At 63.1% G+C, this 26,896-nt stretch carries 24 protein-coding genes and 1 pseudogene; 18 read left to right on the forward strand and 7 right to left on the reverse strand.

Features of this window, described 5'->3' with window-relative positions:
• The first annotated feature begins 61 nt into the window (after positions 1–61).
• The 4 genes from JTP94_RS25015 to JTP94_RS25030 all read left to right on the forward strand — a co-directional run bounded on the left by JTP94_RS25015 (position 62) and on the right by JTP94_RS25030 (position 4,801).
• Entirely contained in the window at positions 62–877 is an 816-nt protein-coding gene (locus tag JTP94_RS25015) for an SDR family oxidoreductase (protein WP_204853131.1), read from the forward strand.
• Positions 878–998: 121 nt separating this feature from the next.
• Positions 999–2,471, forward strand: a complete 1,473-nt coding sequence (locus tag JTP94_RS25020) for an APC family permease (protein ID WP_204853132.1) — start codon at positions 999–1,001, stop codon at positions 2,469–2,471.
• Positions 2,472–2,510: 39 nt separating this feature from the next.
• Positions 2,511–3,782, forward strand: a complete 1,272-nt coding sequence (locus tag JTP94_RS25025) for an aspartate aminotransferase family protein (protein ID WP_204853133.1) — start codon at positions 2,511–2,513, stop codon at positions 3,780–3,782.
• Between the two features lie 8 nt (positions 3,783–3,790).
• Entirely contained in the window at positions 3,791–4,801 is a 1,011-nt protein-coding gene (locus JTP94_RS25030) for a phosphotransferase enzyme family protein (RefSeq protein ID WP_204853134.1), read from the forward strand.
• A gap of 83 nt (positions 4,802–4,884) precedes the next feature.
• Here JTP94_RS25030 and JTP94_RS25035 read toward each other — a convergent pair whose 3' ends face one another.
• The 3 genes from JTP94_RS25035 to JTP94_RS25045 form a co-directional block, all read right to left on the reverse strand.
• Positions 4,885–5,985: a helix-turn-helix transcriptional regulator gene (locus JTP94_RS25035; RefSeq protein ID WP_204853135.1), complete on the reverse strand. Its 1,101-nt coding sequence runs from the start codon at positions 5,983–5,985 to the stop codon at positions 4,885–4,887.
• Between the two features lie 195 nt (positions 5,986–6,180).
• A complete protein-coding gene (locus tag JTP94_RS25040) occupies positions 6,181–7,290 on the reverse strand; it encodes a class II histone deacetylase (protein ID WP_204853136.1) in 1,110 nt (369 codons plus the stop codon).
• A 52-nt stretch (positions 7,291–7,342) separates the two neighbouring features.
• A complete protein-coding gene (locus tag JTP94_RS25045; RefSeq protein WP_204853137.1) occupies positions 7,343–8,515 on the reverse strand; it encodes an MFS transporter in 1,173 nt (390 codons plus the stop codon).
• 484 nt (positions 8,516–8,999) lie between these two features.
• Here JTP94_RS25045 and paaX point away from each other — a divergent pair, with 484 nt between their 5' ends.
• The 11 genes and pseudogenes from paaX (at position 9,000) to JTP94_RS25100 (ending at position 19,124) form a co-directional block, all read left to right on the forward strand.
• Positions 9,000–9,890, forward strand: coding sequence for a phenylacetic acid degradation operon negative regulatory protein PaaX (gene paaX, locus JTP94_RS25050; RefSeq protein WP_204853165.1), 891 nt, complete (start codon positions 9,000–9,002; stop codon positions 9,888–9,890).
• A 182-nt stretch (positions 9,891–10,072) separates the two neighbouring features.
• On the forward strand, positions 10,073–11,278 hold the full coding sequence (pcaF, locus tag JTP94_RS25055; RefSeq protein WP_204853138.1) for a 3-oxoadipyl-CoA thiolase: 1,206 nt from the start codon (positions 10,073–10,075) through the stop codon (positions 11,276–11,278).
• Between the two features lie 22 nt (positions 11,279–11,300).
• Positions 11,301–12,305, forward strand: a complete 1,005-nt coding sequence (paaA, locus tag JTP94_RS25060) for a 1,2-phenylacetyl-CoA epoxidase subunit PaaA (RefSeq protein WP_204853139.1) — start codon at positions 11,301–11,303, stop codon at positions 12,303–12,305.
• Positions 12,306–12,415: 110 nt separating this feature from the next.
• Positions 12,416–12,700, forward strand: a complete 285-nt coding sequence (gene paaB, locus JTP94_RS25065; RefSeq protein WP_204853140.1) for a 1,2-phenylacetyl-CoA epoxidase subunit PaaB — start codon at positions 12,416–12,418, stop codon at positions 12,698–12,700.
• Positions 12,700–13,482 carry a 1,2-phenylacetyl-CoA epoxidase subunit PaaC gene (gene paaC, locus JTP94_RS25070; protein ID WP_204853141.1) on the forward strand — a complete coding sequence of 261 codons (783 nt, stop codon included), beginning with the start codon at positions 12,700–12,702 and terminating at the stop codon, positions 13,480–13,482. Before paaB ends, paaC begins: the two co-directional genes overlap by 1 nt.
• 12 nt (positions 13,483–13,494) lie before the next feature.
• Positions 13,495–14,031 (forward strand): 1,2-phenylacetyl-CoA epoxidase subunit PaaD, encoded by a 537-nt coding sequence (gene paaD / locus JTP94_RS25075; protein ID WP_204853166.1) that lies wholly within the window; start codon positions 13,495–13,497, stop codon positions 14,029–14,031.
• Between the two features lie 26 nt (positions 14,032–14,057).
• Positions 14,058–15,134, forward strand: a complete 1,077-nt coding sequence (gene paaE, locus JTP94_RS25080; RefSeq protein ID WP_204853142.1) for a 1,2-phenylacetyl-CoA epoxidase subunit PaaE — start codon at positions 14,058–14,060, stop codon at positions 15,132–15,134.
• Between the two features lie 17 nt (positions 15,135–15,151).
• Complete coding sequence (locus tag JTP94_RS25085) at positions 15,152–15,913, forward strand: Phenylacetic acid catabolic protein (RefSeq protein WP_204853143.1); 762 nt, start codon at positions 15,152–15,154, stop codon at positions 15,911–15,913.
• A 16-nt stretch (positions 15,914–15,929) separates the two neighbouring features.
• Complete coding sequence (paaZ, locus tag JTP94_RS25090) at positions 15,930–17,987, forward strand: phenylacetic acid degradation bifunctional protein PaaZ (RefSeq protein ID WP_204853144.1); 2,058 nt, start codon at positions 15,930–15,932, stop codon at positions 17,985–17,987.
• A gap of 4 nt (positions 17,988–17,991) precedes the next feature.
• Positions 17,992–18,549: pseudogene (locus JTP94_RS25095) on the forward strand (acyl-CoA thioesterase).
• Complete coding sequence (locus JTP94_RS25100; protein WP_204853146.1) at positions 18,510–19,124, forward strand: phenylacetic acid degradation protein PaaY; 615 nt, start codon at positions 18,510–18,512, stop codon at positions 19,122–19,124. Before JTP94_RS25095 ends, JTP94_RS25100 begins: the two are co-directional and overlap by 40 nt.
• Here JTP94_RS25100 and JTP94_RS25105 read toward each other — a convergent pair whose 3' ends face one another.
• The 4 genes from JTP94_RS25105 to paaG form a co-directional block, all read right to left on the reverse strand.
• Positions 19,125–19,721: a TetR/AcrR family transcriptional regulator gene (locus tag JTP94_RS25105; RefSeq protein WP_204853147.1), complete on the reverse strand. Its 597-nt coding sequence runs from the start codon at positions 19,719–19,721 to the stop codon at positions 19,125–19,127.
• A 98-nt stretch (positions 19,722–19,819) separates the two neighbouring features.
• Positions 19,820–21,130 (reverse strand): phenylacetate--CoA ligase PaaK, encoded by a 1,311-nt coding sequence (paaK, locus tag JTP94_RS25110; RefSeq protein WP_204853148.1) that lies wholly within the window; start codon positions 21,128–21,130, stop codon positions 19,820–19,822.
• A 43-nt stretch (positions 21,131–21,173) separates the two neighbouring features.
• Positions 21,174–21,614, reverse strand: a complete 441-nt coding sequence (paaI, locus tag JTP94_RS25115) for a hydroxyphenylacetyl-CoA thioesterase PaaI (RefSeq protein WP_204853149.1) — start codon at positions 21,612–21,614, stop codon at positions 21,174–21,176.
• Positions 21,611–22,399, reverse strand: a complete 789-nt coding sequence (gene paaG / locus JTP94_RS25120; protein ID WP_204853150.1) for a 2-(1,2-epoxy-1,2-dihydrophenyl)acetyl-CoA isomerase PaaG — start codon at positions 22,397–22,399, stop codon at positions 21,611–21,613. Before paaG ends, paaI begins: the two co-directional genes overlap by 4 nt.
• Positions 22,400–22,500: 101 nt before the next feature.
• Here paaG and paaN point away from each other — a divergent pair, with 101 nt between their 5' ends.
• Genes paaN through JTP94_RS25135 form a run of 3 tightly spaced genes read left to right on the forward strand, consistent with a single transcriptional unit; the run spans position 22,501 to position 26,835 of the window.
• On the forward strand, positions 22,501–24,162 hold the full coding sequence (gene paaN, locus JTP94_RS25125) for a phenylacetic acid degradation protein PaaN (RefSeq protein ID WP_204853151.1): 1,662 nt from the start codon (positions 22,501–22,503) through the stop codon (positions 24,160–24,162).
• Positions 24,163–24,212: 50 nt separating this feature from the next.
• Positions 24,213–24,764, forward strand: coding sequence for an ABC transporter ATP-binding protein (locus JTP94_RS25130; RefSeq protein ID WP_204853167.1), 552 nt, complete (start codon positions 24,213–24,215; stop codon positions 24,762–24,764).
• 4 nt (positions 24,765–24,768) lie between these two features.
• Positions 24,769–26,835 carry a 3-hydroxyacyl-CoA dehydrogenase NAD-binding domain-containing protein gene (locus JTP94_RS25135; RefSeq protein ID WP_204853152.1) on the forward strand — a complete coding sequence of 689 codons (2,067 nt, stop codon included), beginning with the start codon at positions 24,769–24,771 and terminating at the stop codon, positions 26,833–26,835.
• The last annotated feature ends 61 nt before the right edge of the window (positions 26,836–26,896 follow it).

Raw genomic sequence — 26,896 nt, forward strand, 5'->3', positions numbered from 1 at the left:
CGAATATTTTGCATTCATCATAGAAGCCGGCACACCGGCTCGAATCTTAGGGGAACTGCAAATGATCGAACTGTCTCTGGCGGGAAAGACCGCCTTTATCACCGGCTCGGGCCAAGGCATCGGAGCGTCCATCGCCAGGATTTTCGCACGCGCGGGCGCGGATGTCGTCGTCGCCACGCGAACCGAAAGCTCCGGCCGTGCCGTCGTCGACGACATCGTTGCGGCAGGCGGCAAGGCGGTCCTTGAAGTCATGGATGTCGGCCATGCAGATCAGATCGATGTAGCCATTGCTGCGACTGCCGCGCGGACCGGCCGTCTCGATATCGTCGTCCACAATGCGGCTTCCTTTGCCGGCGGCATGGTTGAGGACCTCGACGAGGGGCAGTTGGAGGAGTCGCTGAGTGTCAACCTGAAGGCTGCGTTCCGGCTTTCTAAAGCGGCGATCCCGCATCTGCGGCGGCAGGGTGGCGGCCGGCTGCTTTTCACCTCGTCCGTTACCGGGCCGCGGGTCGCAATGCCGGGCTCGTCCTATTATGCGGCGGGCAAGAGCGGGCTCAACGGATTCATTCGCACGGCCGCCATCGAGCTTGCCCATGACCGGATCACCGTCAACGGTGTCGAGCCGGGCTTCATCAAAACACCGGCCATGGACCTTCTTGCCGATGAGGCGGGGCAGAAATTCATGGCGAAATACATTCCGATGCGGCGGCTCGGGGCGCCGGAAGACATCGCCCACGCCATGCTTTTCCTGGCCAGCGATGTCGCGGGCTACATCACCGGCCAGACGATCGTCGTCGATGGGGGCAGCACGCTTCCCGAAAGCCCGATCTTCGCGGCCGACGACGCGGTGGGCGCGAAGGGCCTCGACAAGGCGTAAGGACGCACGGGCTGCTGTACTGACGCGCAGGCTGCGGTCTGCGAGCGTCCGCCGATCCAGGCGAATTCACCTTTATCACGGGGCATGGCGTGTGGATGGCGCCTGCTCATGGAGGAAATCTATGACAACTCAGAGCACCCCTCTCGTGGGGACATCTCCGGCGGCGGCCTCTGCTGACGAGGCCGCGTCGCTTCGCCCGACATTGGGCGCCGTTCGCCTGATCTTCTTGATCGTCGCCGCTGCCGCGCCGATGGCAGGCGTTCTGGGCGTCGTTCCGGTCGCCTTTGCCTTCGGCAATGGCATGGGCTTGCCGCTGACCTTCCTGGCGGCGGCCGTCATTCTCGGCCTTTTCACGGTCGGCTATAACGCCATGAGCAAGGAAGTCGTCAATGTCGGTGCGTTCTATGCCTATATCGCCCGCGGTTTCGGGGGCGTCGTCGGGCTGGGAGCGGCCTTTCTGGCGCTGCTTGCTTATCTGGTCTTCGTTTGCGGCGTGGTCGGCTATTTCTCGTTCTTCGCGAAGGTCGCGCTGGCCGATGTTTTCGGCATAGAGGTGCATTGGGTTGTGCCGGCAGCCTTCGCCCTGGTCGTCGCAGCTTTCCTCGGATATCGCCGGATCGATTTCAGCTCGCGGATGCTCGCGGTACTGCTTTCGGTCGAGTTTGCCGTGCTGCTGGCGCTCAATGTCAGCATCGTCGGCACGAAGGGGATCGCCGCCTTTCCGTCCGGCGTGCTGAGCCTCGATGCCGTCTGGAGCGGCGCGCCGGGCATCGCCATAATGCTCGCCTTCACCTGTTTCATCGGCGTGGAATCGGCCGCCCTCTATGCGGAGGAAACCCATTCGCCCTCGCGCACGATCGGCATCGCCACCTTCGGCGCGGTTCTGCTGACGTCGGTCTTCTATTTCATGACCACATGGATCACCATCGGCGCGGTCGGCCCGGATGTGCAGGCCGTGGCGCAGCAGCAGGTTGCGGAACTCTACTTCAACCTCGGCAACCAATATGTCGGCGGCTTCGCCACGAAGATCATGATGGTGTTCCTTGCGACAAGCATGTTCGCCACCCATCTGGCGATTCACAATGTTTGCAGCCGCTATATATTCGCACTCGGCCGGCAGGCCTGCCTGCCCGCCTTCCTGGGGCGTCCTCACCCGGTCTATGCCTCCCCGCATGCCGCGAGCGTGGTGGTGACCCTGGTCACCGTCGCCGTTGTCGGCATCGCCGTTCTCCTCGGTCTCGATCCGCTTCTCCAGCTCGGGGCGGTCGGCATCGGCTTCGGTACGGTCGGAGTCATCGCGCTTCAGGCTATCACCAGCGTTGCCGTCATCGCCTATTTTCGCCGCAAGGGACGCTCGCACTGGTGGACGACGGTCCTCGCACCGCTTGCAAGCTTTTTCGGCCTTGCGGCCACGGTTATCCTGGCGGTCAAGAATTTCGATCTCCTGACCGGGTTCCAGAACGCCGTCGTCCTGTCGCTGCCCGCGCTGCTGGTCATAGCCTTCCTGGCGGGCGGCGCTTATGCCGGCTGGCTCAAGCGCAATCGCCCGTCCGCTTATGCGGCCATCACCGACGAATTCCACTCCGGCGCCTAACGGGCGCCGGAAGCCCCCGAACGCAGAAAGTCAACAACCATGCTCAACCAGAAAGATCTCCTTGAGAGACGGTATTCGGTGCTCGGCCGGCATTCGCCGCTGTTTTACGATGAACCTCTGCATCTCGTGCGCGGCAATGGCGTCTGGGTCGAGGATGCCAGCGGGCGCCGTTATCTCGACGTTTACAACAATGTTCCGCATGTCGGCCATTGCCATCCCGACGTCGTCGAGGCCCTGTGCCGGCAGGCCGGGATGATCAACATCCACACGCGCTATCTGCATGAAAACGTGGTGGCCTATGCCGAGCGCCTGACCGCGACGTTGCACGCGGACCTGTCCGTGGCGATGCTGACCTGCACCGGTACTGAGGCGAACGAGCTGGCGTTGCGCATCGCCCGCTTTATCACTGGTGGCGAAGGCATCATCGTCAGCGATTTCAGCTATCACGGAAATTCGGCGAGCCTCGCGGCCGCCACGACCGGCCTGCCCGCGCCCGAGGCGCTGGGGCCGCATGTCCGCGCGGTGCCGATCCCCGATCTCCACCATGCCGACGCGGATTCGGAAGCGCTGGCGCGGGACTACGCGACCCGCGTCGACGAGGCGGTGCGTTCGTTGCAGGCCGCGGGCTACAAGCCCGCGGCGATCCTCCTCGACACGATTTTTTCGACCGAGGGCCTGCCGCTCTTGCCGAAGACCTATCTCGAACAAGCCGTCGCCCATGTCCGCGCCGCCGGCGGGCTGTTCATCGCCGACGAGGTGCAGCCGGGCCTCGGCCGCATGGGGGATCACATGTGGGGGCATCAGGCTTTCGATGTCGTTCCCGACTTCGTGACGATGGGAAAGTCGCTCGGCAACGGCCACCCGCTGGCCGCGCTGGTCACACGGCCGGATTATCTCGACTCCTTTGCCGCCGAAGCGCTCTACTTCAACACCTTTGCCGGCAATCCCGTGTCTGCCGCCGTCGGAAGCGCGGTGCTTGACGTCATTGAGCAGGAAGACCTCATGGGCAATGCGCGCCGGGTCGGCGCCTATCTCCAGAAGGGTCTTCGCGCGCTTCCGGAGCGTCATGGCCGAATCGCCAGCGTGCGGGGCAGGGGGCTGTTCTTCGGGTTGGAATTCCTGACCGAGACAAAGGCTCCGGCTGCCGCCGAAACCCGGCGCCTGATCGATCTCATGCGCGAGCGCGGGGTGCTGATCAGCAAGATTGGCCCGCACGACAACATTCTGAAGATGCGGCCGCCGCTGCCCTTCTCATTGGAAAATGCCGATCTGCTGCTTTCGACACTTGATGACGCCATCGCCAGGATCTGAGGCCGACAATGACTGAAACCAACACACCTGTTCTCGACAAACAACTGGCCGCCATGAACGAGGCCGCCGAGCGCGCTCTTGCCAGCTGGCCCGGCCGATTCCGGGATATGACGTTGGTCAAATATCGCGAAAACGCGGTTTACAGCCTTTATGACGATGCTGGACAGCGTTTTGCCCTGCGCGTTCACCGCCCCGGCTATCATTCGGATGCGGAATTGCGGTCGGAACTGCTATGGATGTCCGCGCTCGCGACGGCCGGTGTTCCAGTTCCGGGCATCGTTCCGACGCGCGATGGCGCGCTGTTCGTGAAGGTCAAGCTGCCGGAGAGGCCGGTCATGCAGATAGACATGCTGGTGTGGCTTGCCGGCCAGCCGATCGGCAGCATTGAGGATATCGGCGCCTCGAATACAGAGGCGCTTCGCGACCACTATGTCAAGGCCGGCGTGCTCGCTGCACAGCTGCACAATTTCGGCGAAGGCTGGCAGATGCCGGACGGCTTTGCCCGCCACGCCTGGGATGCCGGCGGATTGATCGGCGAGGACCCGTTCTGGGGAAAATTCCGGGAACTTCCGGCGCTCGCCGAACACCGCGGTCTCATCGAGACCGCCTGCCGCAAAGCAGAAACTGAGTTGGCGGCACTCGGCCGTCGGGCTTCGGTTTACGGGCTGATCCACGCCGATTTCGTGCCCGAAAACCTGCTGCACGCCGACGGGTCGCTGCTACTGATCGATTTCGACGATGCCGGCTTCGGCTGGCATATGTTCGAGTTGGCGACGGCGCTCTATTTCTATCTCGATACGCCCCATTATGATGCGGTCCGCGATGCGCTGGTCGCCGGCTATCGCTCGGAGCGCGCGCTTTCGGATGCCCATTGGGCGCAATTGCCGCTCTTCCTCCTGCTGCGCAGCATCACCTATCTCAGCTGGGTGCACACGCGCAGGGAAACGGAAACCGCGCAGGAACTCACGCCGATGTTCGTCGAGCGAACGGTGGAGCTTGCCCGGCGCTACCTGATGTAAAGCGCTGCGTGCGGCAGGGACGATAAGGCCTGCGGGACATTGCTACCCGCCGGCCTTTGTTATTTGCGTGGGGCGGCCGCGGCTCAGGTCTTCAGCTTCAGGACGCTGGCGATCTGGCCCTTGTCGTGCATGCCGAGCTTCTTGTAGGCGCAGCGCAGATAGTGGCGCACGGTAGTGGGCGATATGCTCATGCGCCGCGCGACTTCCTTGTAGGAGATGCCTTCCCCGAAATACCGAACCGTCGTCAGTTCCTGCGGACTCAGCCGATCCAGCAGCGAGCGTGGGCGCGACTCGACGAGATAAAGGCCGGCCACCTTGGACAGGCGGATATGGATGGTGTTTCCGACGAAGGGGATGGAGCTGCGGTGCCGAAGCTGGTCGATCAGCGCGTCCGGCAGCTTTGCACCCATCCAATCCGGCCACTCGCTGGCGAGCGTATGGGCGAAGCTGTCGTCCATCTGATGCAGAACCCCGTAGCTGTCGCAGATGGCGCGGGCGGTGGTGTTCATCGTCTCGGCCTGAAGCCCCGCAAGGTGGCTTGAGCGATTGATCTCGCGGGCCGCCGCCAAATGGGGAATGATCTCTTCTATCCTCTGCTTTTCCTCCGCCGAGAACGGCCGGTTGAGCGCATGCCGATAGATCGAGAGGAAGGTGCTGAGGCCGAACCGGTTGTCCAGCGTGCAGATGCGCAGCATGTAGGCGAGCCCATATCTCCCCGCCCAATCGCGAAAGCGCAGGTCGATATTTGCATCTAGGACGGAGGCAACTGCCGCCTTGCCCTGGATAAGCGCGTTGAAATCGCCGAGCGGGTCGCAATGGCGAACCTGCTTCCAGTCGGTGAAGAACTGATCGGGCAGGCCGAAGAGGAAGCTGTTGTGGGTGATCGGCCCTGCCGGCGTCAGGGTGGCGACGCCGGTCCAGGCGGTATCGAAAGGCACATAGGCGGTGAGCAGCCGCAGGAACGTTTTTTCAAACTCGCTGATCTCGGATCGGAGGGCGGCGCCATAGAGATCGAGCAACAGCAGGCTGAGCCCGCTTGCGGCCGCATCCGTCGCGGAAAGCGCGCCATAGAAATCAAGGCGGCGCGGAGGACGTTCGACCCACATGGCATCCTCGAGCACGACCGGGTCCGGCAGCTCCTTTAGAACCTCCTCATTGCGCCGCCCAACATCCCCGATATTCAACATCCGCCTCCCCGCGCTGGACCAGCGTTTATCGTAAATCACCGACCCGAAGCCAGGTTTGGCTGCCGATCTTGCGCTCGCTTCCGTCCCCAGACAAGCCGCATTCCGCGGAAAAGCGGCCCGCCGGCGCGATGTTGCGCTACGGGCCGGCTGGGCCACGTCGCTGGCCTCTGGGTAGACTGCGGCCAGACGGGTTTAGAGCTCGAACGAGTTGGCAAGCTCATCGATGAGCTGGCGCTGGAAGGCAACGAGCCGTTCCTCCGGTTGCCAGGCGATGGCCATGTCGAGCATCGGGTCTTCCACCGCCGTCCGGATGCCGGACAAGGCCTCCACGACGGCATGGCCGCAGAACGGCACATAGGCCTCCGCGTATCCGCCCTCATGCACGATCGTCAGCCGGCCGCTGCAATGCCGATCCGCCGCATCGAGAACGAGTTCGGTCATCGCACGGTAGCTTTCGCTGTAAAGCAGCATGCGGGCCAGCGGATCGACGGCATTGGCGTCGAGGCCGCTTGCGACCACGATCAGCTCCGGGCGGAAGGCGTCGAGCGCCGGCATGACGATGCGCTTGAAGGCATGGAGATAGGCCTCGTGACCGCCGCCGGAGAGAAGCGGAATGTTGATGTTGGCGCCGAGGCCCTTGCCGCTGCCGCGTTCGTCGGAGCCGCTGTAGCCCGGCGGAAAGCAACGGTCCTGGTGCAGGGAAATCGTCAGCGTGTTCGGGTCTTCGTAATAGATCGACTGTGTGCCGTTGCCATGATGCACGTCCCAGTCGATGACGGCGACGCGCTCGATGCCATGCCGGGCGCGTGCGGCCTCGATGGCGATCGGAATATTGGCCAACAGGCAGAAGCCCATCGGGCGATCCCGCAGGCAGTGGTGTCCCGGCGGGCGCGAAAGCGAAAAGGCATTGCGCACCTCGCCTTTCAGCACCGCGTCGAGCGCGCCGATGGCAAGCCCCGCCGAGAGGGCCGCGATTTCGTAGCTGCCCTTGCCGAAGGGGGCGAGATTGCCGAGATCGCCGCCGGTCGTATCGCTCAGCGCCTTGAACTGCCTGATGTAGTTGATGGGGTGGATGCGCAGGAGATCGTCTTCCGATGCGGGCGGTGCCGAGCGCACGTCGAGCGCTGCCGCAAGGCCGGAAAACTGGATCAACGACAGCAGCCTGCGCTTTGAGTCGGGGGATTCCGCGTAGCCGCTGGCCGAGGGAGGCTGCACCCAGCCTCCGATCGGGAAGAAGAGGGCGTGGCTGCCGCCGCTGTGCCAGAAGGTGCGTTCGTCGGTAAAGAGGGCTGTCTTGAGCATGGATTTTCTCTCTGATGTCTCTGTGGGTCGGTGGAGGGGGCAAACGATCGAATCAGGCTCTGTCCGGCTGCCCCTTGCGCTCGACATGGAATAGGAAGGCGAGGGAGATCAGGCAGGCGACCGTCGCGGCGACGAAGACTGAGCCAAGCCCCCATCCGGTATCGAGCATCACCCCGGCGATCAGCGGACCGACGGCCAGTCCTAGGCCAATGACCAGCGTCAGGGACGCAACCAGCCGGCCGGTTCCGTCGCTCTTGGCGACGACCGCGAGGATCAAGGGCAGCACGAAGGTCCATGCGAACTTGAAGGCAAAGACGGCGATGGAATAGCCGGTCGCGGTGGGGTGGGTGGCAAGGACGATCAGGGAAACCGCGAGGATTGCGTAGCCGGCGATCAGCATCGCCTTGCGCTCCACCCGGCTGCCGATGAACGAGGCAATCAGCGCACCGACAATGCCCATGATGGTAGCGACGCTCAGAACCTTGCCCGTGTCGGCGTCGTTCAGGCCGGCATTGGTTGCTGCCGCGCTGGCGAATGTCCACACGCCGCCGATGGCAATATAGAAGGCGAGCACGCCGGCAATAGCGAGGATGGCGATGCTGATCGACTGGGATTGCGGGATGGCCGCCCCGCGCGCCGCATCCGGCCGGGTGGTGTCGAACCCACGGCAGAGCGGCGCGGCGATCGCCCCCAGCGCGGCAAGCGCGACGTAGAACGACCGCAGGCCATAGGCCGAAAACAAATAGGGCAAGAGGAAAAGCCCGACCGCACCGGCGACAAGCTGCCCGACTACCCACAGGCCGAACGTCCTGTCATGGTTTTTGCTGGTGGCGGCGCTGGTCATGCACAGCACCATCAAGGTGCCGCCGCCAAGGGCGGTGACGGCCCGCAGGGCGAGCAGGGCGGCAAAGCCGGGCATCAACAGGGCGGTCAGCAGGTTGCCGAGGCAGAAGATGGCAAGCGAAAACGCGGCGACGCGGCGGGCGTCCATGCGCCCGAGCCAGAGATAGGAGGGCAGCGTCGCGCAGCTGAACGCTCCGAGTTCGACGAAGAAATACGTGCCGATCTCTGATGCGCTGAGGCCGAGCTGGACGCCGAGCTGCGCGGCAACGGCCGGTGCGACAAGAAGCACAAGCGGCGTGATGGCGGCAAATGTCACCAGCGCCGCGAGGGTGGATTTACCGAAGACGGGCGCGGCCGTTGAGGTGAAGGACGGCGAGGTCATGGTCTTGCCTCCCCGGGGATAGGCGCATGTGGCGGGCATGGTTTGAAGCGCGGCTGCGCGAGTCGTGTCGGACTGGTGTTCATCTTCTTTAACCCCCTTGGTGTTCTTGTCGTTGTCCCCGGAGCCATTGGCGCCCAGGGTCGGCCTGTCATTGTCCGGGTCGCCGGACCGACGGCCAGACGTTCAGATGAACGAGGTCGAATCGGCCCTGTGCCAATGCGGGAAGCGAAATTTATTGCTTTCTAAAAGAGGAATGCGGCAGGGACGGCCGATTCGATTGCTCGAGGTGTTTCCGGTCCCCTCCATTTGAACGGGGAGGGCGTCTTGCGGTGGCGGGGTCAGCCGGAGAGGCGTTGCCTCGGCGATCGCGACCTTGCAACCATGCTTTCATGGTCGAGATTGTGAAATCGGAGTATCGCAGCCTGGCTCTTTGGCTTATTCAGTCCGTCGAGCCCGATGGCACGATCATGAGCGAGGTCCCTTTTTGCCGGGAAATGACAGGAACGGAACATCGTTTGCGGCGGAGCTGCAGGCAATCCTCGAGGAATGCCCGTTGAAGGCGGCCGGCTTTATCGTCACCATCTATGGCGACGTGGTGGAGCCGCGCGGGGGAGTGGTCTGGACCGGCAATCTCGTCGACATCTGTGCCGACGTCGGCATCAGCGAAACTCTGGTGCGGACGGCGGTTTCCCGTCTTGTCGCCGCCGGCCAGTTGTCCGGCGAGCGGGAAGGCCGCCGTAGTTTCTATCGGCTGGCCGCGCCGGCGCGGGCGGAATTTGCCGCGGCCGCCCGGCTGCTGTTCGGACCGCCGGAGCCGGCGGACTGGCATTTCGTGCAGTTGACGGGTGCGAAGCCGGACGAGGCGATGCAGGTGCTGGAGCGCGCCGGCCATGCGCGGCTGGGGCCGAGGCTCGCGGTCGGGGCACGTGCGATGCCGCCCTTCACGCAATCGTCCGTCGTCTTCCGCGCTGAGGTGGTCAGCGGGGAAGGGGAACTCTGCGCGTTTGCCGCCGATCACTGGAACCTCGAACACCATGCCGAAGCCTATCGCGGCTTCCTCTCCCGCTTGGGGCGCCTCGGTGATCTCTTGTCGGGCAGTTTACGGCTGAGCCCGTCGGAAAGCCTTGTGGCCCGGTTGTTGCTCGTGCACCAGTTTCGTCTGGTCGTGCTGCGCGATCCGCGCCTGCCGCAGGCGGCGCTGCCGGCCACCTGGCCCGGCGAGGAGGCGAGGGCGCTGTTCGCCCGTCTCTATCTGCGGCTCTCTCCCGATGCGGACCTGCATGTCGCGCGCAATTTCGTAACCGCGGACGGCGCATTGCCCGAGGCGAGCGAGGCGACGTTGCGTCGCTTGTCGCTGCTGGCTGATGTGGCCTAGCGCGCATTTAACGCGGAAAATCCGGCTCTTGTGCTATGCTAAAATGCTGGCGCGATAAAACATCACAAAAATCTGAGAAATTACCATTGATTTGTGACGCATTGAGTGCTAAATGGTGACCGATCGGTCGGTTAATCCTTCGATGAGGGGATGATCGGCCCGCGCATAGGGAGGAAGCCTGCGTGTCTGAAGCCTTTATCTGCGATGCTGTCCGCACACCCATCGGCCGTTACGGCGGGGCCTTGTCCTCGGTCCGCGCCGATGATCTCGCCGCCGTGCCGCTGAGCGCCCTGATGGCCCGCAATCCCGATATGGACTGGGCCAAGGTCGACGACCTCATCTATGGCTGCGCCAATCAGGCCGGCGAGGACAACCGCAATGTCGGCCGCATGGCCGTGCTTCTCTCCGGCATGCCCGTCACCGTTCCCGCAACCACCGTCAACCGCCTCTGTGGTTCCGGCATGGATGCCGTCGGCATGGCCGCCCGCGCCATTCGTGCCGGGGATTGCGATATCGTCGTGGCCGGCGGTGTCGAGAGCATGAGCCGCGCCCCCTTTGTCATGCCGAAGGCCGAGAGCGCCTTTTCCCGTTCCAACGCCGTCTATGACACGACCATCGGCTGGCGCTTCGTCAATGCGAAGCTGAAAGCTACCTTCGGCGTCGATTCCATGCCGGAAACGGCCGATAATGTGGCCGGCGATTTCGGCGTCAGCCGCGCCGATCAGGATGCCTTTGCCGCACGCAGCCAGGCCCGCTGGGCCGCGGCGCAGGAGGCCGGTGTCTTCGCCGACGAGATCGTGCCGGTGCATGTCGCCCAGAAGAAGGGCGATGCCATCGTTGTTGGTTGCGACGAGCATCCGCGTCCCGGCACCACGGCCGAACAACTCGGAAAGCTCAAGGGCGTCAACGGCCCGGATCGTACCGTCACCGCCGGCAATGCCTCGGGCGTCAATGATGGTGCCGCCGCCTTGCTGATTGCCGGTGAAAAGGCGATCAAGGAGCAGGGGCTTGCCCCCAAAGCCCGCATCGTTGCCATGGCTGCTGCCGGCGTCGAGCCGCGCATCATGGGCATCGGTCCCGCGCCGGCTGCCCGCCGCGTGCTGGAACGTGCTAAACTCTCCATCGGTCAGATGGATGTCATCGAACTCAACGAGGCTTTTGCCTCGCAGGCGCTCGCCGTGCTGCGCGACCTCGGATTGCCGGACGACGCTGCGCATGTGAACCCGAATGGCGGTGCGATCGCGATGGGCCATCCGCTCGGCATGAGCGGCGCCCGTCTCGTGACAACAGCCGCTTATCAGCTTCACCGCCAGGGCGGCCGCTATGCGCTGTGCACCATGTGCATCGGCGTCGGCCAGGGCATCGCACTTATTCTCGAACGCGTCTGACGCGTAATCAAGAGGAACGACCATGTATGCACAGATGGTAAAGACCGACGCCGCCCGCGTCCGGAGCCTCGACGAGATGGATCCGGTCGAGCGCGCCTTTCAGGAGCGCATCGACGCCGGCCAGAAGATCGAACCGAAGGAATGGATGCCGGAAGGCTACCGCAAGACGCTGGTGCGCCAGATCAGCCAGCACGCCCATTCCGAAATCGTCGGCCAGCTGCCGGAAGGCAACTGGATCACCCGCGCGCCGACCCTGGAGCGCAAGGCGATCCTGCTCGCCAAGGTGCAGGACGAAGCGGGGCACGGCCTCTATCTCTACTGTGCCGCCGAAACACTCGGCATCAGCCGCGACGAAATGTATGAGCAGCTGCATTCCGGCAAGGCGAAATACTCGTCGATCTTCAACTATCCGACGCTGAGCTGGGCCGATATCGGTGCAGTCGGCTGGCTGGTCGATGGTGCGGCGATCATGAATCAGGTGCCGCTACAGCGCTGTTCCTACGGGCCTTATGCCCGCGCGCTGGTTCGTATCTGCAAGGAAGAAAGCTTCCACCAGCGCCAGGGCTTCGACATCCTGATGAAGATGGTGAAGGGGACGCCTGCGCAGAAGGCGCTGGTTCAGGACGCGCTGAACCGCTGGTGGTGGCCGTCGCTGATGATGTTCGGCCCCTCCGACGACGCCTCCGTGCATTCGGCCCAGTCGATGGCCTGGAAGATCAAGCAGAACTCGAACGACGAGCTGCGCCAGAAATTCGTCGACCAGACTGTGCCGCAGGCCGAATATCTGGACCTGACCGTTCCCGATCCGGACCTCAAGTGGAACGAGGAAAAGGGCGGCTACGATTTCGGCGAGCCGGATTGGAGCGAGTTCTTCGCTGTTATCGCCGGAAACGGCCCCTGCAACGCAGAGCGCCTCGACGCCCGCAAGAAGGCCTGGGACGACGGCGAATGGTTCCGTGACGGTCTCGTCGCGCATGCCGAGAAGGCGCAGTCGCGCCGTCAGGCAGCCCGTATCGCCGCCGAATAGGCGTTTTCCGGATCGCGCGTCCCAAGTCGCGCGATCCCACAGTCCCGATACCAGCCAATACGCTCGCAAGGCGGTCCGCCGCAGATGAGCGCGAACCAGGGAGAGAAATCATGTCCAGCGAATGGCCCCTCTGGGAGGTCTTCATCCGCGGCCAGCATGGCCTCAATCATCGCCACGTCGGCAGCCTGCATGCGCCGGATGCGGAGATGGCCGTAAACAATGCCCGCGACGTCTACACTCGCCGCAACGAGGGCGTGAGCATCTGGGTGGTGCGCTCCAGCGACATCACCGCCAGCGCGCCGTCCGACAAGGGTCCCCTGTTCGAGCCGTCGAATTCCAAGGTCTATCGTCATCCGACCTTCTTCGACGTGCCGGAAGAAGTGGGGCATATGTGATGGGTGCGGCTCAACAGACGGCCACGATCGACAACGCCGCCCTCTTCGAGTTCCTGCTGCGGATGGGCGACAACACCCTCATCCTCGGTCACCGCCTCTCGGAATGGTGCGGCCATTCGCCGGCGCTGGAAGAGGATATCGCGCTTTCCAATACAGCGCTCGACATGATCGGCCAGACACAGCTGTGGCTCGGCCTTGCCGGCGAAGTCGAGGGCAAGGGGCGCAACGCCGATGCTCTCGCCTATCTGCGCGATGGTCTGGATTTCCGCAACGTGCTGCTCGTCGAGCGCCCAAACGGTGATTTCGGTAAGACGCTGATGCGGCAGTTCCTCTTCGATGCGTGGCACTACGTGCTGCTGAAAGCGCTCAAAAGCTCCAGCGAAAAGCGCGTCGCCGAGATAGCCGAAAAGGCATTGAAGGAAGTCTCCTACCATCTCGATCGGAGCCGCGATCTGGTAATCCGGCTTGGCGACGGCACGGCTGAGAGCCATCGCCGCATGCAGGACGCGCTCGACGACCTCTGGCCCTATACCGGTGAGCTGTTCGTGGGCGATGCGTCAGATGCTGCGGTTGCCGTTGATGGCGTGGCTCCCGAGCCCGCATCGTTGAAGGCATCCTGGGACGAGCTGGTGGCCGAGACGCTGGATGAGGCGACGCTAAAGACGCCGGCCGACGGCTATATGCAGAAGGGCGGCAAGCGCGGCATCCACACCGAACATCTCGGCTTCATCCTCTCGGATCTACAGTTCCTGCAGCGCGCCTATCCCGGCGGGACCTGGTAGGAGGCGGCGATGATGACCGCCCGGAATCTTTCGATTGAGCATCCGTCGACGCAGCAGGTCTGGACATGGCTTGCCGACGTGCCGGACCCGGAAATCCCGGTGATCTCGCTGGTCGATCTCGGCATCATCCGCGATGTCGCCTGGGAGGATGAGGCGCTTGTCGTCACGGTCACACCGACCTATTCCGGCTGTCCGGCAACGACGGTAATCAACATCGACATCGAGCGCGCGCTGAACGAGCGCGGCATCGGGAAGGTCAAGTTGAAGCGTCAGCTTTCACCCGCCTGGACCACCGACTGGATCAGCCAGGAAGGCCGCGAGAAGCTAATGGCCTACGGCATCGCGCCGCCGATCGATGGCACGGCTGCCGACGGCGTGTTGATGAAACGCATCGACCGGCTTTCGGGTCGATCCAACCTGTCGATCGCCTGTCCGCGCTGCGGATCGGCCAACACCGAGAAGATCAGCCAGTTCGGCTCGACGCCGTGCAAGGCCAGCTATCGCTGCACCGACTGCCTGGAACCCTTCGATTATTTCAAGTGCATCTGACCCGAAGCAAAGGATGAGGGCCGCCCATGGCACGTTTCCATTCCCTGAATGTTACTGAAGTGCGCCGCGAGACCCGCGATGCCGTCGTGGTGACGCTGGTTCCCTCCGAGGAAGACCGTGCCGCTTTCGATTTCACGCAAGGCCAGTATCTGACCTTCCGCCGCAAGTTCGATGGCGACGAGCTAAGGCGCTCCTATTCGATCTGTGCGGGACGCGACGAGGGCGTGCTGCGTGTCGGCATCAAGCGGGTGGATGGCGGCTGTTTCTCCAGCTGGGCCAACGAGCTTCTGAAGCCGGGCGATACGCTGGAAGCCATGCCGCCGATGGGCGCCTTCTTCACCGATATCGAGCCGGATGTGTCCAAGCATTATCTCGGCTTTGCCGGCGGCAGCGGCATCACGCCGGTCCTGTCGATCATCAAGACCACGCTGCAGCGCGAGCCGCGCTCCCGCTTCACGCTGGTCTATGCCAACCGCCAGATTTCCTCGATCATGTTCCGCGAGGAGTTGGAGGACCTGAAGAACAGCTATCTCGGCCGCCTCTCTATCCTGCATGTGCTCGAAAGCGAGGCGCAGGACATTGATCTCTTCACTGGCCGCGTCAATGCGGAAAAATGCGCGGCCCTGTTCAAGAGCTGGATCGACCTGAAGTCGGTGACGACGGCCTTCATCTGCGGACCCGAGCCGATGATGCTGGCGATCGCCGGCGCGTTGCGCGAACACGGGCTGCGCGACGACCAGATCAAGTTCGAGCTTTTCGCCTCCTCGCAGCCCGGCCGGGCGCGGGCGAGGGCTGAGAGTGCCAATGGCGCGGATGCGAATGCCAGCTGCCAAGCCACCGTGACGCTCGACGGCGCGACCCGCGTCTTCAGCATGCCCAAGCAGGGCCAGAGCCTGCTCGACGCTGCACTCCAAAATAACATCGACGCGCCCTATGCCTGCAAGGCCGGCGTCTGCTCCACCTGTCGCGCCAAGGTCATCGAGGGCGAGACGGAGATGGAGGTCAACCATGCGCTCGAGGACTACGAGGTCCGGCAGGGCTACGTGCTCACCTGCCAGTGCTACCCGCTGACCGACAAGGTCGTCGTCAGCTACGACCAGTGAGAGCGGAGGACGAACGCATGACCGACACCGAAACCATGCCGATCGAAGACTACCTCGCGCAAGGCGGCGTCCTGACTTCGCCGGACAACGTGCCGGCGCGCTATCGCGGCGAACTGCTGCGCCTGATGGCAAGCTTCGTCGACAGCGAGCTGGCGGGTTCCGCCGGTTTTGCCGATACCATCAACGACGCGCCGGGTATCCTGGAGCGAATTTCTGCTGCCCGTATCGTGCTCGAGAAAACCGACCATGCCGGTCAGGTGTTGAAGCTCATGGAGAGCTTCGGCGCCGATGGCAGGCGTTATGCCGTCCATCACCCGTGGGCTGAGCGTCTTTCGCGCGACGCCGATATCGGTGCCGTGCGTCAGGATGGCGACATGCGCCTTTCGGTCTTCCATTATCCGCTTGAGGGATGGGTCGATGCCGTCGTCATGAACGTGCTGATGGGCAAGGCAGGTGTCATCCAGCTGCGCGAACTTTCGCACGTCTCCTACCAGCCGCTGGCCGAGGTTTTCCGCCGCATCCTGCCGCGCGAAACCCGCCATCTCGAACTTGGCATCGCTGGCCTCACGCGCATCGCGGCAAACCCGACGGAACGCGATGCCGCCCTGGCATCCATCGCCTACTGGCGCCCGCGGGTTGCCGCGAGCTTCGGGCTTTCCGGCTCGGCGCGCTACGGCACGCTTTCCCGGTTCGGCCTTCGCCATACTCCCAATGAAACCCTCCTTGCCGAATGGCAGGCGGATGTCGAGGCGCAGCTTTCTGCGCTGAAACTGATCTGACAGGAAGGAAACGAGCATGAACATTCTGGCGTCCCGGCCTCGCCGGCTTGAAAGCTATGTCTGCGGCAGCTGGACCGCAGGGGCGAAAGAAGGCGTTCCGCTTCTCGACGCCTCGACCGGCGCGCCCGTCGCTTTCATCGATTCCAGTGGTATCGATTTCGCAAGCGCTCTCGCCTATGGCCGCGAAAAGGCCGGCCCGGCGCTGCGCCGGATGTCCTTCCATGAGCGCGCTGCGATGCTGAAGGCGCTTGGTCTGGCGCTGATGGACCGGAAGGAGGAGTTCTACGCACTCTCCACCGCCACCGGCGCCACCCGCGCCGACAGCTGGGTCGATATAGACGGCGGCATCGGCACGCTGCTCTCCTACGCCTCGAAAGGCCGGCGCGAACTGCCGAACACCCGCGTATTGCTCGACGGCGATGTCGAGGCGCTTTCAAAGGACGGCAGTTTCTCTGCCCAGCATATTCTCAGCCCGCTTCAGGGCGTGGCCGTCCACATCAATGCCTTCAACTTTCCCTGCTGGGGCATGCTCGAAAAACTCGCTCCCACGCTGCTCGCCGGCATGCCGGCCATCGTCAAACCCGCCAGCCAGACGGCCTATCTGACGGAGCTGATGGTGCGCCGCATGGTCGAAACCGGCCTTTTGCCGGAAGGCGCGGTGCAGCTGATCGCTGGTTCGGTCGGCGACCTTCTCGACCATGTCGAGGGCCAAGACGTCGTTACCTTCACCGGCTCTGCCTCGACCGGCCGCAAGCTGAAGAGCCATCCGGCCGTTATCGGCAATTCCGTGCGCTTTACCATGGAGGCCGACAGCCTCAACGCCTCCGTGCTCGGCATCGACGCCGGCCCCGGAACCGAGGAATTCGATCTCTTCGTAAAGGAGGTTGCCCGCGAAATGACGTCGAAGGCCGGGCAGAAATGCACCGCCATCCGCCGCGTCATCGTCCCGCGCGCCCATTGCGATTCGCTCGTCGCGGCACTGGGTGACCGGCTCAGCAAGACGGTGCTCGGCAATCCCACCGATGAGAACGTCCGCATGGGGCCGCTTGCGAGCCTCGACCAGCGCGACGAAGTCCGTGCCCGCATCCGCGATCTGCTCGGCGATGCCGAAATCGTCGCTGGCGATCCCGACATGCCGCGCGTCGTTTCGGGCGATGCCGAAGCCGGCGCCTTCCTCAATCCTGTGCTGCTGTACTGCGACCGGCCCTGGGAAGCCAAGGCCGTACATGATGTCGAGGCCTTCGGTCCGGTCAGCACCGTCATGCCCTATGATTCCGCCGAAGAAGCCGTCGACCTCGCTCGCCGCGGCAAGGGCAGCCTCGTCACGTCGGTCTTCACCAACGATCCAGAATTCGCGAAAGAAGTCGTGCTCGGCATGGCGCCGTATCACGGACGTGTCTTGATCGGCAACCGCGTCAGCGCAAAGACCTCGACCGGCCATGGTTCGCCTCTGCCGGGCCTCGTCCATGGTGGTCCCGGCCGCGCCGGCGGCGGCGAGGAACTCGGCGGCATGCGCGGCGTCAAGCACTACATGCAGCGTACAGCTATCCAGGGTTCGCCGACGCTGCTCTCGGCCGTCACGGGCCGCTGGGTTGCCGGCGCCGAGGTGCACGTCGGCGGCGAACATCCTTTCCGCAAGTCGCTGGCCGAGCTTTGCATCGGCGACCAGCTCGTCACCGCCACCCGCACGGTGACATTGGAAGACATCGAACATTTCGCTGGCTTTACCGGCGACACTTTCTACGCTCATATGGACGAGGCGGCGGCCAAGGCCAATCCGTTCTTCGACGGTCGCGTCGCCCACGGCTATCTGATCGTCTCCTTCGCGGCCGGGCTGTTTGTTGATCCAGCGCCGGGGCCGGTGCTTGCCAACTTTGGTGTCGACAACCTGCGCTTTCTCACTCCGGTGAATCCGGATGACACATTGCAGGTGAAATTGACTTGCAAAGAAATCAACCCGCGTGTCGATGCCGACCATGGCGAAGTCCGCTGGGATTGCAACGTGACAAACCAGTTGGGTGCGACCGTGGCACAGTACGACGTTTTGACGATGGTGGCTAAAACCAGGGTGTGACCGCATGACACCGATCGAGCAGGATCCACGTCGCTTGGACATGACCGTTCTGATGACGCCCGACATGGCAAATTTTTCGGGAAAGGTTCATGGTGGTGCGCTGCTCAACCTGCTCGATCGCGTCGCGTTTTCCTGTGCCTTTCGCTATTCACAGCAATATGCCGTGACGCTTTCGGTCGATCAGGTGATGTTTAAGGAGCCGATCCATGTCGGCGAACTCGTCACTTTCCGCGCTTGCGTTAACTATACAGGCCGAACCTCCATGGAAATCGGCATTCGCGTAGAGGCGGAGCAGATTCGCTCGGGCGTCCGGCGTCACACCAATTCTTGCTATTTTACAATGGTGGCGGTGGATGAAATAGGCAAGCCGGTCCGCGTGCGGGAAATGCGGCCGACGGACCCGGTGGATATCAGGCGATACAACGCGGCCTAGCTACGCCGAACACTCCGGCGCGAATTCGCTGAGCGGCTGGAAAGCGTTGCTGAGACCGGGTGCGATGTCGATAAGAAGGGAGAGGACTGGTGGCGCAAATATATGCTTACGACGGCGTGGTTCCGGTAATCGATCCAGCCGCCTTTGTGCACCCTGCAGCAGTGGTCATCGGCGATGTCTTCGTGGGGCCGGCGTGTTACGTGGGGCCTGGGGCGGTTCTTCGTGGGGACTTCGGGCGTATTGTCCTTGAACGCGGATCCAACGTGCAGGAGACCTGCGTCGTGCACAGTTTCCCCAATCTCGAAGTGGTCGTTGCGGAAGGGGGACATATCGGTCACGGGGCGGTGCTGCACGGATGCCGGATCGGCCGCAACGCCATGGTGGGCATGAATGCTGTCGTTATGGACGAGGCCGTTATTGAAGAAAATTGCATCGTCGCCGCCATGGCATTCGTCAAAGCCGGCGCTAAGATCCCTCCAAATAGCCTTGTGGTCGGCGCTCCAGCACGGGTGGTTCGCGAACTAACATCAGAGGAAATTGCCTGGAAACGCCAAGGCACGGCGGTCTATCAACGGCTCGCGCTGGAAGCGAAGCACAAACTCGTGCTGACATCGCCGCTGACAGAACCCGAGCCCGGAAGGCGTCGTATCGTCGCGCCGGAATATGACCCGCTCATTCTCGAAAGGCTGAAACTAGGCGATTGATCAGCGAACAGCTTTCAATCCTTCGAGGATAAGCGTCGTGGCTATATCCGCATATTCATCCCGTGTAATTGGCCCGTTCGGGCGGAACCACATATAAACCCAGTTCATCATGCCGAAGAGCGACATGGTGACAGGCATCAGCAGTGGACGATCCCTGTTGAGATCGGGGTTGATATCGAGAATGGCACCCGAGAAACGCTTGACTATTTGTCGCTCGATCGTCTGCAATTCGGCAAGTTGTTCTTGGGACAGGGCGCTCGTGCCGTTGAGCTGGACCTTGTGTTCATTGTCCCGACCCTCGTAGTTCGCTAGCACGGCCTTTACCAGAAGGCGCAGCCGCTCCTGCGGCGGCACATCGGTGCGATCCGCCGCTTCGATCGCCTCCTCCAACTCCGCCAGATGGGTGCGCACGATGTCGAAGATCAACGCGTCCTTGCTCGGATAGTAGTGGTAGAGTAGGGCCTTCGAGACGCTACTGCGCGAGGCGATCATCGACATAGAAGCCTTCTCCATGCCGATCTCGGCAAACACCGCTGCGGCGCTCGCCAGAATGCTCCTCTGCTTTTCCTCGAAGTCTACTGCGCGCGTGCGTGCCATAGTTCCTGCTCTGCTTGTTCGGCCGTGGCTGCGGAAGGGCGGCCACCCTCCCTATACACAGCCAACCCCGCGCCCCGCTATACCGGCGCTGCGTTCATTCACTCTTTTGGACGGTTATCGACCACGCGCTTTGCCTTGCCCTCGGAGCGCGCTACGCCACCTGGCTCATGCACCGTAATTTTGGTAGACACACCCACGATGCTCTTGATGTGATGGGCAAGTTCCTTCGCCGATCCGGCGCGCGCGTCCTCATCGGTCGCCTCCAGCGTACATTCGACATGAACTGTCATGTTGTCCATACGGCCGGCGCGGCTCAGCTCAATCTGGAAATGGGGGGCAAGACCGCGACATTTCAGGATTTGCTCTTCGATCTGGGTCGGGAAGACGTTGACGCCGCGCAGGATCATCATGTCGTCGGAGCGGCCGGTAATCTTCTCCATGCGGCGCATAGCACGTGCGGTGCCAGGAAGCAGCCGCGTCAGATCGCGCGTGCGGTAGCGGACGATGGGCAGACCTTCTTTCGTTAGTGTCGTGAAGACGAGTTCACCAAGTTCACCGTCCGGCAAGACCGCGCCCGTCACAGGGTCGATGATTTCGGGGTAGAAATGGTCTTCCCAAATGTGCAGACCATCCTTCGTCTCGACGCACTCATTGGCGACGCCAGGCCCCATGACTTCCGAGAGGCCGTAGATGTCGACGGCGTGCATGTCGAAGGTCTGTTCGATTTCCTCGCGCATGGCGTTCGTCCAGGGCTCGGCACCAAAAATGCCAACGGCGAGCGAGCTTTCGCGTGGATCGATGCCATGGCGGCGGAATTCGTCGAGGATGGACAGCATGTAGGAGGGCGTGACCATGATGATGCGCGGCTTGAAATCCTGCATCAGCGTGACCTGGCGTTCGGTCATCCCGCCAGAAATCGGCACGACCGTGCAGCCGAGCTTTTCGGCACCGTAATGCGCGCCGAGGCCGCCGGTGAACAGGCCGTAACCATATGCGACGTGCACGATATCCCCGGCGCGGCCGCCGGATGCGCGGATCGAGCGGGCGACAACGCTTGCCCAGGTGTCGATGTCCTTAGCTGTGTAGCCGACGACAGTTGGTTTGCCAGTCGTGCCGGAGGAGGCATGGATTCGCGAGAGCTTTTCACGCGGCACGGCGAACATGCCGAACGGATAGGTGTCGCGCAGGTCCTTCTTGGTAGTGAAGGGGAATTTCGCGAGGTCTGAAAGCGTCTTCAGGTCGGAGGGGTGCACGCCCGCCTCGTCGAAGCGCTGGCGATAGAAGGGAGAGTTTTCGTAAGCGTGGGTCAGCGACCACTTCATGCGCTCGAGCTGCAGCGCTGAAATTTCGTCGCGCGAAGCAGTTTCGATTGCCTCGAGGTCGCCGGGGCGGGGGGAAAGGTCTTCCATAAAAAATCTCCTCCGAGAATGCGGGATGGTACCGAAACGGGGTTTATTCCGGCAGGTATGTGCCTTTGACTGTTCGCGAATGACCGCGGAATTCTGCGATCACCTCGCCCTCCTGATTGGTAATACCTATATCGTAGATACCGCCCCGACCGCGACGCGACACCTCCCGTGCCGTCGCCGTCAGCCGGTCGCCCCGGAACGCCGGTGCGATGAAGGTCACCGAACCGTGTTGGGCGACGGTGCGCTGGTTGTAGGTGTTGCAGGCAAACGCAAAGGCCGAATCCGCCAGTGTGAACATGTAGCCGCCGTGACAGGTGCCGTGGCCGTTCGTCATGCTGTCTGCTATCGTCATGGTGATCGTCGCCTCGCCTGGGGCAACGGAGACAAGCTCCATGCCGAGATGGCGGGTGGCATTGTCGTCGTCCCACAAGGCTTTGGCGCAGGCTTCGGCCAGCGCCTGCGGGGAGAGGCTGGCGGCGCTCATTTGCCCTTGAACTCGGCCTTGCGCTTTTCGAGGAAGGCGGAGACGCCTTCGGCATAGTCGGCGCTGCGGCCGGCCTCGCGCTGCAGGTCGCGTTCAAGGTCGAGCTGCTGGTCCAGCGAATTGGTGGCGGCGGCCTGAATGGCGCGCTTCGTCATGCCGAGCCCGCGGGTCGGGCCGGCGGCGAGGCGGGTGGCGAGTGCGACTGCCTCGTCCATCAGCGTGTCGTCGTCGACGGCGCGCCAGATCAGGCCCCACTCGGCGGCGGTTTCTCCGCCGAGTGGTTCGGCGGTCAGCGTCAGTGCCTTGGCGCGCGCTTCGCCGATGAGGCGCGGCAGGCTCCAGGTGCCGCCGGAATCCGGCACGAGACCGATCTTGGCAAAAGCCTGGATGAAGCGGGCCGAGCGGGCGGCAAGCGTGATGTCGCAGGCAAAGGCGATGTTGGCGCCGGCGCCGGCGGCAACGCCGTTGACGGCGCAGATCACCGGCTTTTCGAGGCTGCGAATGAGGCGGAGCAGCGGGTTATAGTAGGTCTCGATCGTGTGGCCGAGATCGGGAACGCCTTTGCTAGGATCGCGGTCGCCGAGGTCCTGACCAGCGCAAAAGCCGCGGCCGGCGCCTGTCAGAAGCACCGCACGAACATCTGCGTCGGCGTGAGCGCGTTCGAACCCGGTTCGTAGCGCAACGTGCATTTCTTCGTTGAACGCGTTCAGTTTATCCGGACGGTTCAGCGTCAGGCTGAGAACGCCATCGGCGAGCGCCGACAGAATGGTGTCGGAATTTGTCATATTTCCTCCCTGTCGCCCTTCCCAACGGCGACCGTAAAAAAGTTCTTGCATAAACCGGCCGGTCAGTCAATTATAAATGCGCGGATTGGGAGGAGTAAAACATGAGCGGACTATTCGAGCGCCATCGTCCGACGGTGGAGGCTGCTTTGCAAGCCACTGTTACACGTGACTTCTGGTCTGCTTATCCGGAAGTACCGAGCGGCAAGATCTACGGCGAGACTGCTAAGGATGACGGCCTCGCTGCCTATACGGCCCGGCTCGGCAAGACCTTCGTGCTAGCCGATCATCCGGCGGAAGGCTCTGTGGGTGCGGAAGTGTCGCCTTTCGGGCCGCCGCTTGGCGTCACCTATCCAGCAGCATCGGTCGATATGTTGATCATGGCCTCCCGTGCCGCCGCTCCGCAGTGGGCCGCAGCCTCGCCACAGGTGCGCACCGGCGTCTGCCTCGAAGTCCTAGCCCGCCTCAACGCCCGCAGTTTCGAAATGGCCAATGCCGTCATGCACACCACGGGCCAGGCTTTCGGCATGGCCTTCCAGGCCGGCGGCCCGCATGCGCAGGATCGCGGCCTCGAAGCCGTCACTTACGCCTATGCCGAAATGACCCGCACGCCCGCGCAGGCGACCTGGACGAAGCCGCAGGGCAAGGGTGCGCCGATCGTCATGGAAAAGCACTGGTGCGTCGTGCCGCGCGGCGTTTCACTGGTCATCGGCTGCAACACCTTCCCGACTTGGAACAGCTACCCTGGCCTCTTCGCCAGCCTTGCCACCGGCAACACTATAATCGTCAAGCCGCATCCGGCCGCCATCCTACCGCTTGCCATTACTGTCGAGATTATCAGGCAGGTGCTGGTGGAAGAGGGTTTTGCCGCCGATATCGTGCTTCTCGCTGCCGATGCGCCCGGTTCCGAAATCACCAAAGACCTTGTGCAGCATCCGGCGGTCGCCATCGTTGACTACACCGGCTCCAACAGTTTTGGGACTTGGGTTCGTGGAAATGCAGGCACCGCCGACGTTTATACCGAAGAGGCCGGTGTCAATTCCATCGTCATCGGCAGTACCGACGATTTCGCCGGCATGTGCAGCAATATCGCTTTCTCGCTCTCGCTTTATTCTGGCCAAATGTGCACGGCCCCGCAGAATATCTTTGTCCCGCGCGGCGGCGTCGACACGAATGAGGGGCACAAGAGCTTTGACGAGATCGCGATCGGCATCGCCAAGGCTGTCGATGGCCTGCTTGCCGATCCGGCGCGCGGCGCCGGCGTCTGCGGCGCCATTGCCAATCCCGCTACGCTCTCTCGCATTGCCGAAGCCCGATCGCTTGGCCACATTGTGCGCGAATCCGCGCCGATCGAAGGGCTGGATGACGCACGCACCGCCACACCCTTGATCCTCGCCGTCGATGCAGCCGATACGGATGCATTTGATGAAGAACGTTTTGGCCCGATTGCCTTTGTCGTCGCGGTCGATGACGTCACCGATGGCGTAGACCGCGCCGCCGACCTTGCCGAGCGCAAGGGGGCGATTACGGCCGCACTCTACGAAACAGACGAGGGGAAAATTCTCGCTGCAGCCGATCGCTTCGCGACGGCTGGTGTCAACCTTTCGGTCAACCTGACCGGCGGCATCTACGTCAATCAGAGCGCCGCCTTTAGCGATTTCCACGTTACCGGCGCCAACCCTGCGGGCAATGCCAGCCTGACGGATGCGGCTTTCGTTGCAAACCGGTTCCGCGTGGTGATGTGGCGCCGCCCTGTGGCGGCGTGAGAGGAACTTCGAATTAAACCTTTTTCTTTGGGAGGAGAAACCAACATGAAATTTCTGACGACACCTGCGCTCGCAGGTTCACTGGCGCTTGCCCTCGGCTTTGCCGCGCCCTCGACGTGGCGTCCGGCGAGATCGTCACGGTGGTCGGCGCGAACGGCGCCGGCAAGACGACGCTGCTCAAATGCCTCGCCGGCATCCAGCCGGTTTCGTCCGGCTCGATCGTCTTCCGCGGCGAGACGCTGACCTCCGTGCGGGCGCACGCCCGTGTAAAACGGGGCCTTGCGCAGTCGCCGGAAGGCCGCCAGATTTTTACCAACCTGACGGTCGAGGAAGCCCGCGCGCTGATGGCCCGTCCCTCCTGCCTGCTGCTCGATGAGCCGAGCATGGGCCTCGCGCCCATCCTTGTCGCCCAGATCTTCGACGTGGTGAAAGGCATGAAGGCGCTCGGTGTTACCGTGCTCCTCGTCGAGCAAAACGCCTTTAGCGCGCTTTCCGTTGCCGATCGCGGCTATGTCATGGAAACCGGGCGCATAACGCTGTCCGGCTCGGCCGCCGAATTGATTGCAGACGAGCGTATCCGCTCCGCTTACCTGGGAATATAAAGCAATGACAATTACCATCGCGCGCCAAACAGCTATCGCCGTTGTCACTATCGACAACCCGCCCGTCAACGCGCTGTCGCAGGCGCTGCGTCAGGAACTGGTCGAGGCGGTGGCGGAACTCGATGCGGACGCTGCGGTAAAGGCCGTCGTCCTGATCTGCGCCGGCCGCACCTTCATTGCCGGGGCGGATGTCAGCGAGTTCGGCAAGCCGCCGCAACCGCCGCATCTGCCGGATGTGGTAGCGATCATCGAGAATGCGAAAAAGCCTTGGGTCGCGGCTATCCATGGCAGCGCGCTCGGTGGCGGCCTCGAAGTCGCACTCGGCTGCGCCTATCGCGTGGCCATTGCCTCCGCCAGCCTCGGCTTGCCGGAAGTGAAACTCGGCATCATCCCCGGTGCCGGCGGCACGGTGCGCCTGCCGCGCCTGATCGGCCCTGCTGCGGCCGTTGATCTCGTGACGAGCGGAAGCCCGGTCGGGGCGATGAAGGCACAAGCACTGGGCCTCATCGATACGGTGATCGACGGTGACCTGCGTGCCGGTGCGATTGACTTTGCGAACGACATTGCCGAAAAACCAGTGCTGCAGCCGATTTCCGCCCGCGCTGTCCCCGAGGTCGATGCCGGATTCTGGGAAGGCGCGGAAACGGCCGTCGCTGCCAAGGTAAAACGCGAAGTCGCGCCGCTCAGGGCACTCGCCTCCGTCCGCAACGCCAGCGAAACGGATTTCGCCAGTGCCATGGCCTTCGAGCGCGAGACCTTCCTGCACCTGCGAGGTTCCGAGCAGGCAGCAGCGTTGCGGCATGTCTTCTTCGCAGAGCGTGCCGCACCCCGTCCACTAGAGCTTGCCGGGGTGACGCCGCACGATATCCGTTCGGCCGCGGTCATCGGTGGTGGCACGATGGGGGCGGGCATTGCCGCGGCGTTGCGTGATGCCGGACTGCCGATCGTGCTCGTCGAGCGAGACAAGGCAGCAGTCGAGCGCGGGCTTGCCAATGTTCGGGCCATATACGACGCTTCGATGAAGCGTGGCCGCATTACGCAGGCCGTTGCGGATGAACGGATGTCCGGCGTCACAGGCATTGATGACTACGAAATGCTTGCCGATACGGACCTCGTCATCGAAGCCGTCTTCGAGGATCTTGCCGTCAAGCGCGCAGTCTTCGAAAAATTGTCGGCGGTCTGCCGGAGGGATGCAGTGCTGGCCACCAACACATCCTACCTTGATCCGGAGGCGATCAGCGAAGGCGTCAGACATCCCGAACGTTTCCTCGGCCTGCATTTCTTCAGCCCGGCTCATGTAATGAAACTGCTGGAGATCGTGCCGACGGAGGAGACGGCGCCGGAGGTCCTGGCGACCGGCTTCGCGCTTGCCCGATTGCTCGGCAAGATTCCAGTTCGCGCCGGTATTTGCGATGGCTTCATCGGCAACCGTATCTTGAAGGTGACCCGTGCGCAGGCCGAACGGTTGCTGCTTTCGGGCGCGACGCCGGCGGCTGTCGATGCCACCATGCGCGCTTTCGGCCTGCCGATGGGGCCGTTCGAGGCGCAGGATCTCGGCGGTCTCGACATCGCTGCCTTCCAGCGTAGGGCGGCCCGCGAGCATGGCGAAACTCCCTTCGCGCCTGTCGCCGACCGGCTTTGTGCCATCGAGCGTTTCGGCCAGAAATCCGGTGGGGGCTGGTACGACTACCAGCCGGGCGACCGGGCGCCAAAACCGTCCGAAGCTGTCGCGGCGATCATCGCCGAAGAGGCAGCAGGCCGGCTGCAACGTGTTTGGGACGAGGGGTCGATTGCCGATGCCATCATCCTGCCCATGGTCAATGAGGCAACGCGCATTCTAGAGGAGCGGATAGCGCTCCGCGTCGCCGACATCGACCTCGTGAAGATTCATGGCTACGGTTTTCCGCGCTGGCGGGGCGGACCGATGCACTATGCGGATGCGCGAGGTCTTAGCGATGTCGTGGCAGTGCTTGACAGACTTGCTGCGGAAGGCCTTGCCGAGCCACCGTGCGATGGCCTCCGCCGCGCGGCCGGAGAGGACGGTTTTTGGGACTTGACGGACGGTAGGTAAGCATTGCTGACACTGGTGAGATGATTTGCAAGTTTGGCAAACGGTTTGGGGCCGGGGAGGG

This window comes from Martinezella lusitana (genome assembly GCF_016901135.1).
GTDB lineage: Bacteria > Pseudomonadota > Alphaproteobacteria > Rhizobiales > Rhizobiaceae > Rhizobium > Rhizobium lusitanum_D.

Bases quoted from the DNA above. Each gene is read 5' to 3' on its own strand.
- JTP94_RS25025 (WP_204853133.1), top strand. From the start codon at position 2,511: ATGCTCAACCAGAAAGATCTCCTTGAGAGACGGTATTCGGTGCTCGGC.
- paaD (WP_204853166.1), top strand. From the start codon at position 13,495: ATGACCGCCCGGAATCTTTCGATTGAGCATCCGTCGACGCAGCAGGTC.
- paaK (WP_204853148.1), bottom strand. From the start codon at position 21,130: ATGGAAGACCTTTCCCCCCGCCCCGGCGACCTCGAGGCAATCGAAACT.
- paaI (WP_204853149.1), bottom strand. From the start codon at position 21,614: ATGAGCGCCGCCAGCCTCTCCCCGCAGGCGCTGGCCGAAGCCTGCGCC.
- JTP94_RS25045 (WP_204853137.1), bottom strand. From the start codon at position 8,515: ATGACCTCGCCGTCCTTCACCTCAACGGCCGCGCCCGTCTTCGGTAAA.
- paaB (WP_204853140.1), top strand. From the start codon at position 12,416: ATGTCCAGCGAATGGCCCCTCTGGGAGGTCTTCATCCGCGGCCAGCAT.
- paaZ (WP_204853144.1), top strand. From the start codon at position 15,930: ATGAACATTCTGGCGTCCCGGCCTCGCCGGCTTGAAAGCTATGTCTGC.
- JTP94_RS25105 (WP_204853147.1), bottom strand. From the start codon at position 19,721: ATGGCACGCACGCGCGCAGTAGACTTCGAGGAAAAGCAGAGGAGCATT.
- JTP94_RS25020 (WP_204853132.1), top strand. From the start codon at position 999: ATGACAACTCAGAGCACCCCTCTCGTGGGGACATCTCCGGCGGCGGCC.
- paaA (WP_204853139.1), top strand. From the start codon at position 11,301: ATGTATGCACAGATGGTAAAGACCGACGCCGCCCGCGTCCGGAGCCTC.
- JTP94_RS25135 (WP_204853152.1), top strand. From the start codon at position 24,769: ATGACAATTACCATCGCGCGCCAAACAGCTATCGCCGTTGTCACTATC.
- JTP94_RS25085 (WP_204853143.1), top strand. From the start codon at position 15,152: ATGACCGACACCGAAACCATGCCGATCGAAGACTACCTCGCGCAAGGC.
- JTP94_RS25030 (WP_204853134.1), top strand. From the start codon at position 3,791: ATGACTGAAACCAACACACCTGTTCTCGACAAACAACTGGCCGCCATG.
- paaC (WP_204853141.1), top strand. From the start codon at position 12,700: ATGGGTGCGGCTCAACAGACGGCCACGATCGACAACGCCGCCCTCTTC.
- paaE (WP_204853142.1), top strand. From the start codon at position 14,058: ATGGCACGTTTCCATTCCCTGAATGTTACTGAAGTGCGCCGCGAGACC.
- paaG (WP_204853150.1), bottom strand. From the start codon at position 22,399: ATGACAAATTCCGACACCATTCTGTCGGCGCTCGCCGATGGCGTTCTC.
- JTP94_RS25015 (WP_204853131.1), top strand. From the start codon at position 62: ATGATCGAACTGTCTCTGGCGGGAAAGACCGCCTTTATCACCGGCTCG.
- JTP94_RS25040 (WP_204853136.1), bottom strand. From the start codon at position 7,290: ATGCTCAAGACAGCCCTCTTTACCGACGAACGCACCTTCTGGCACAGC.
- paaN (WP_204853151.1), top strand. From the start codon at position 22,501: ATGAGCGGACTATTCGAGCGCCATCGTCCGACGGTGGAGGCTGCTTTG.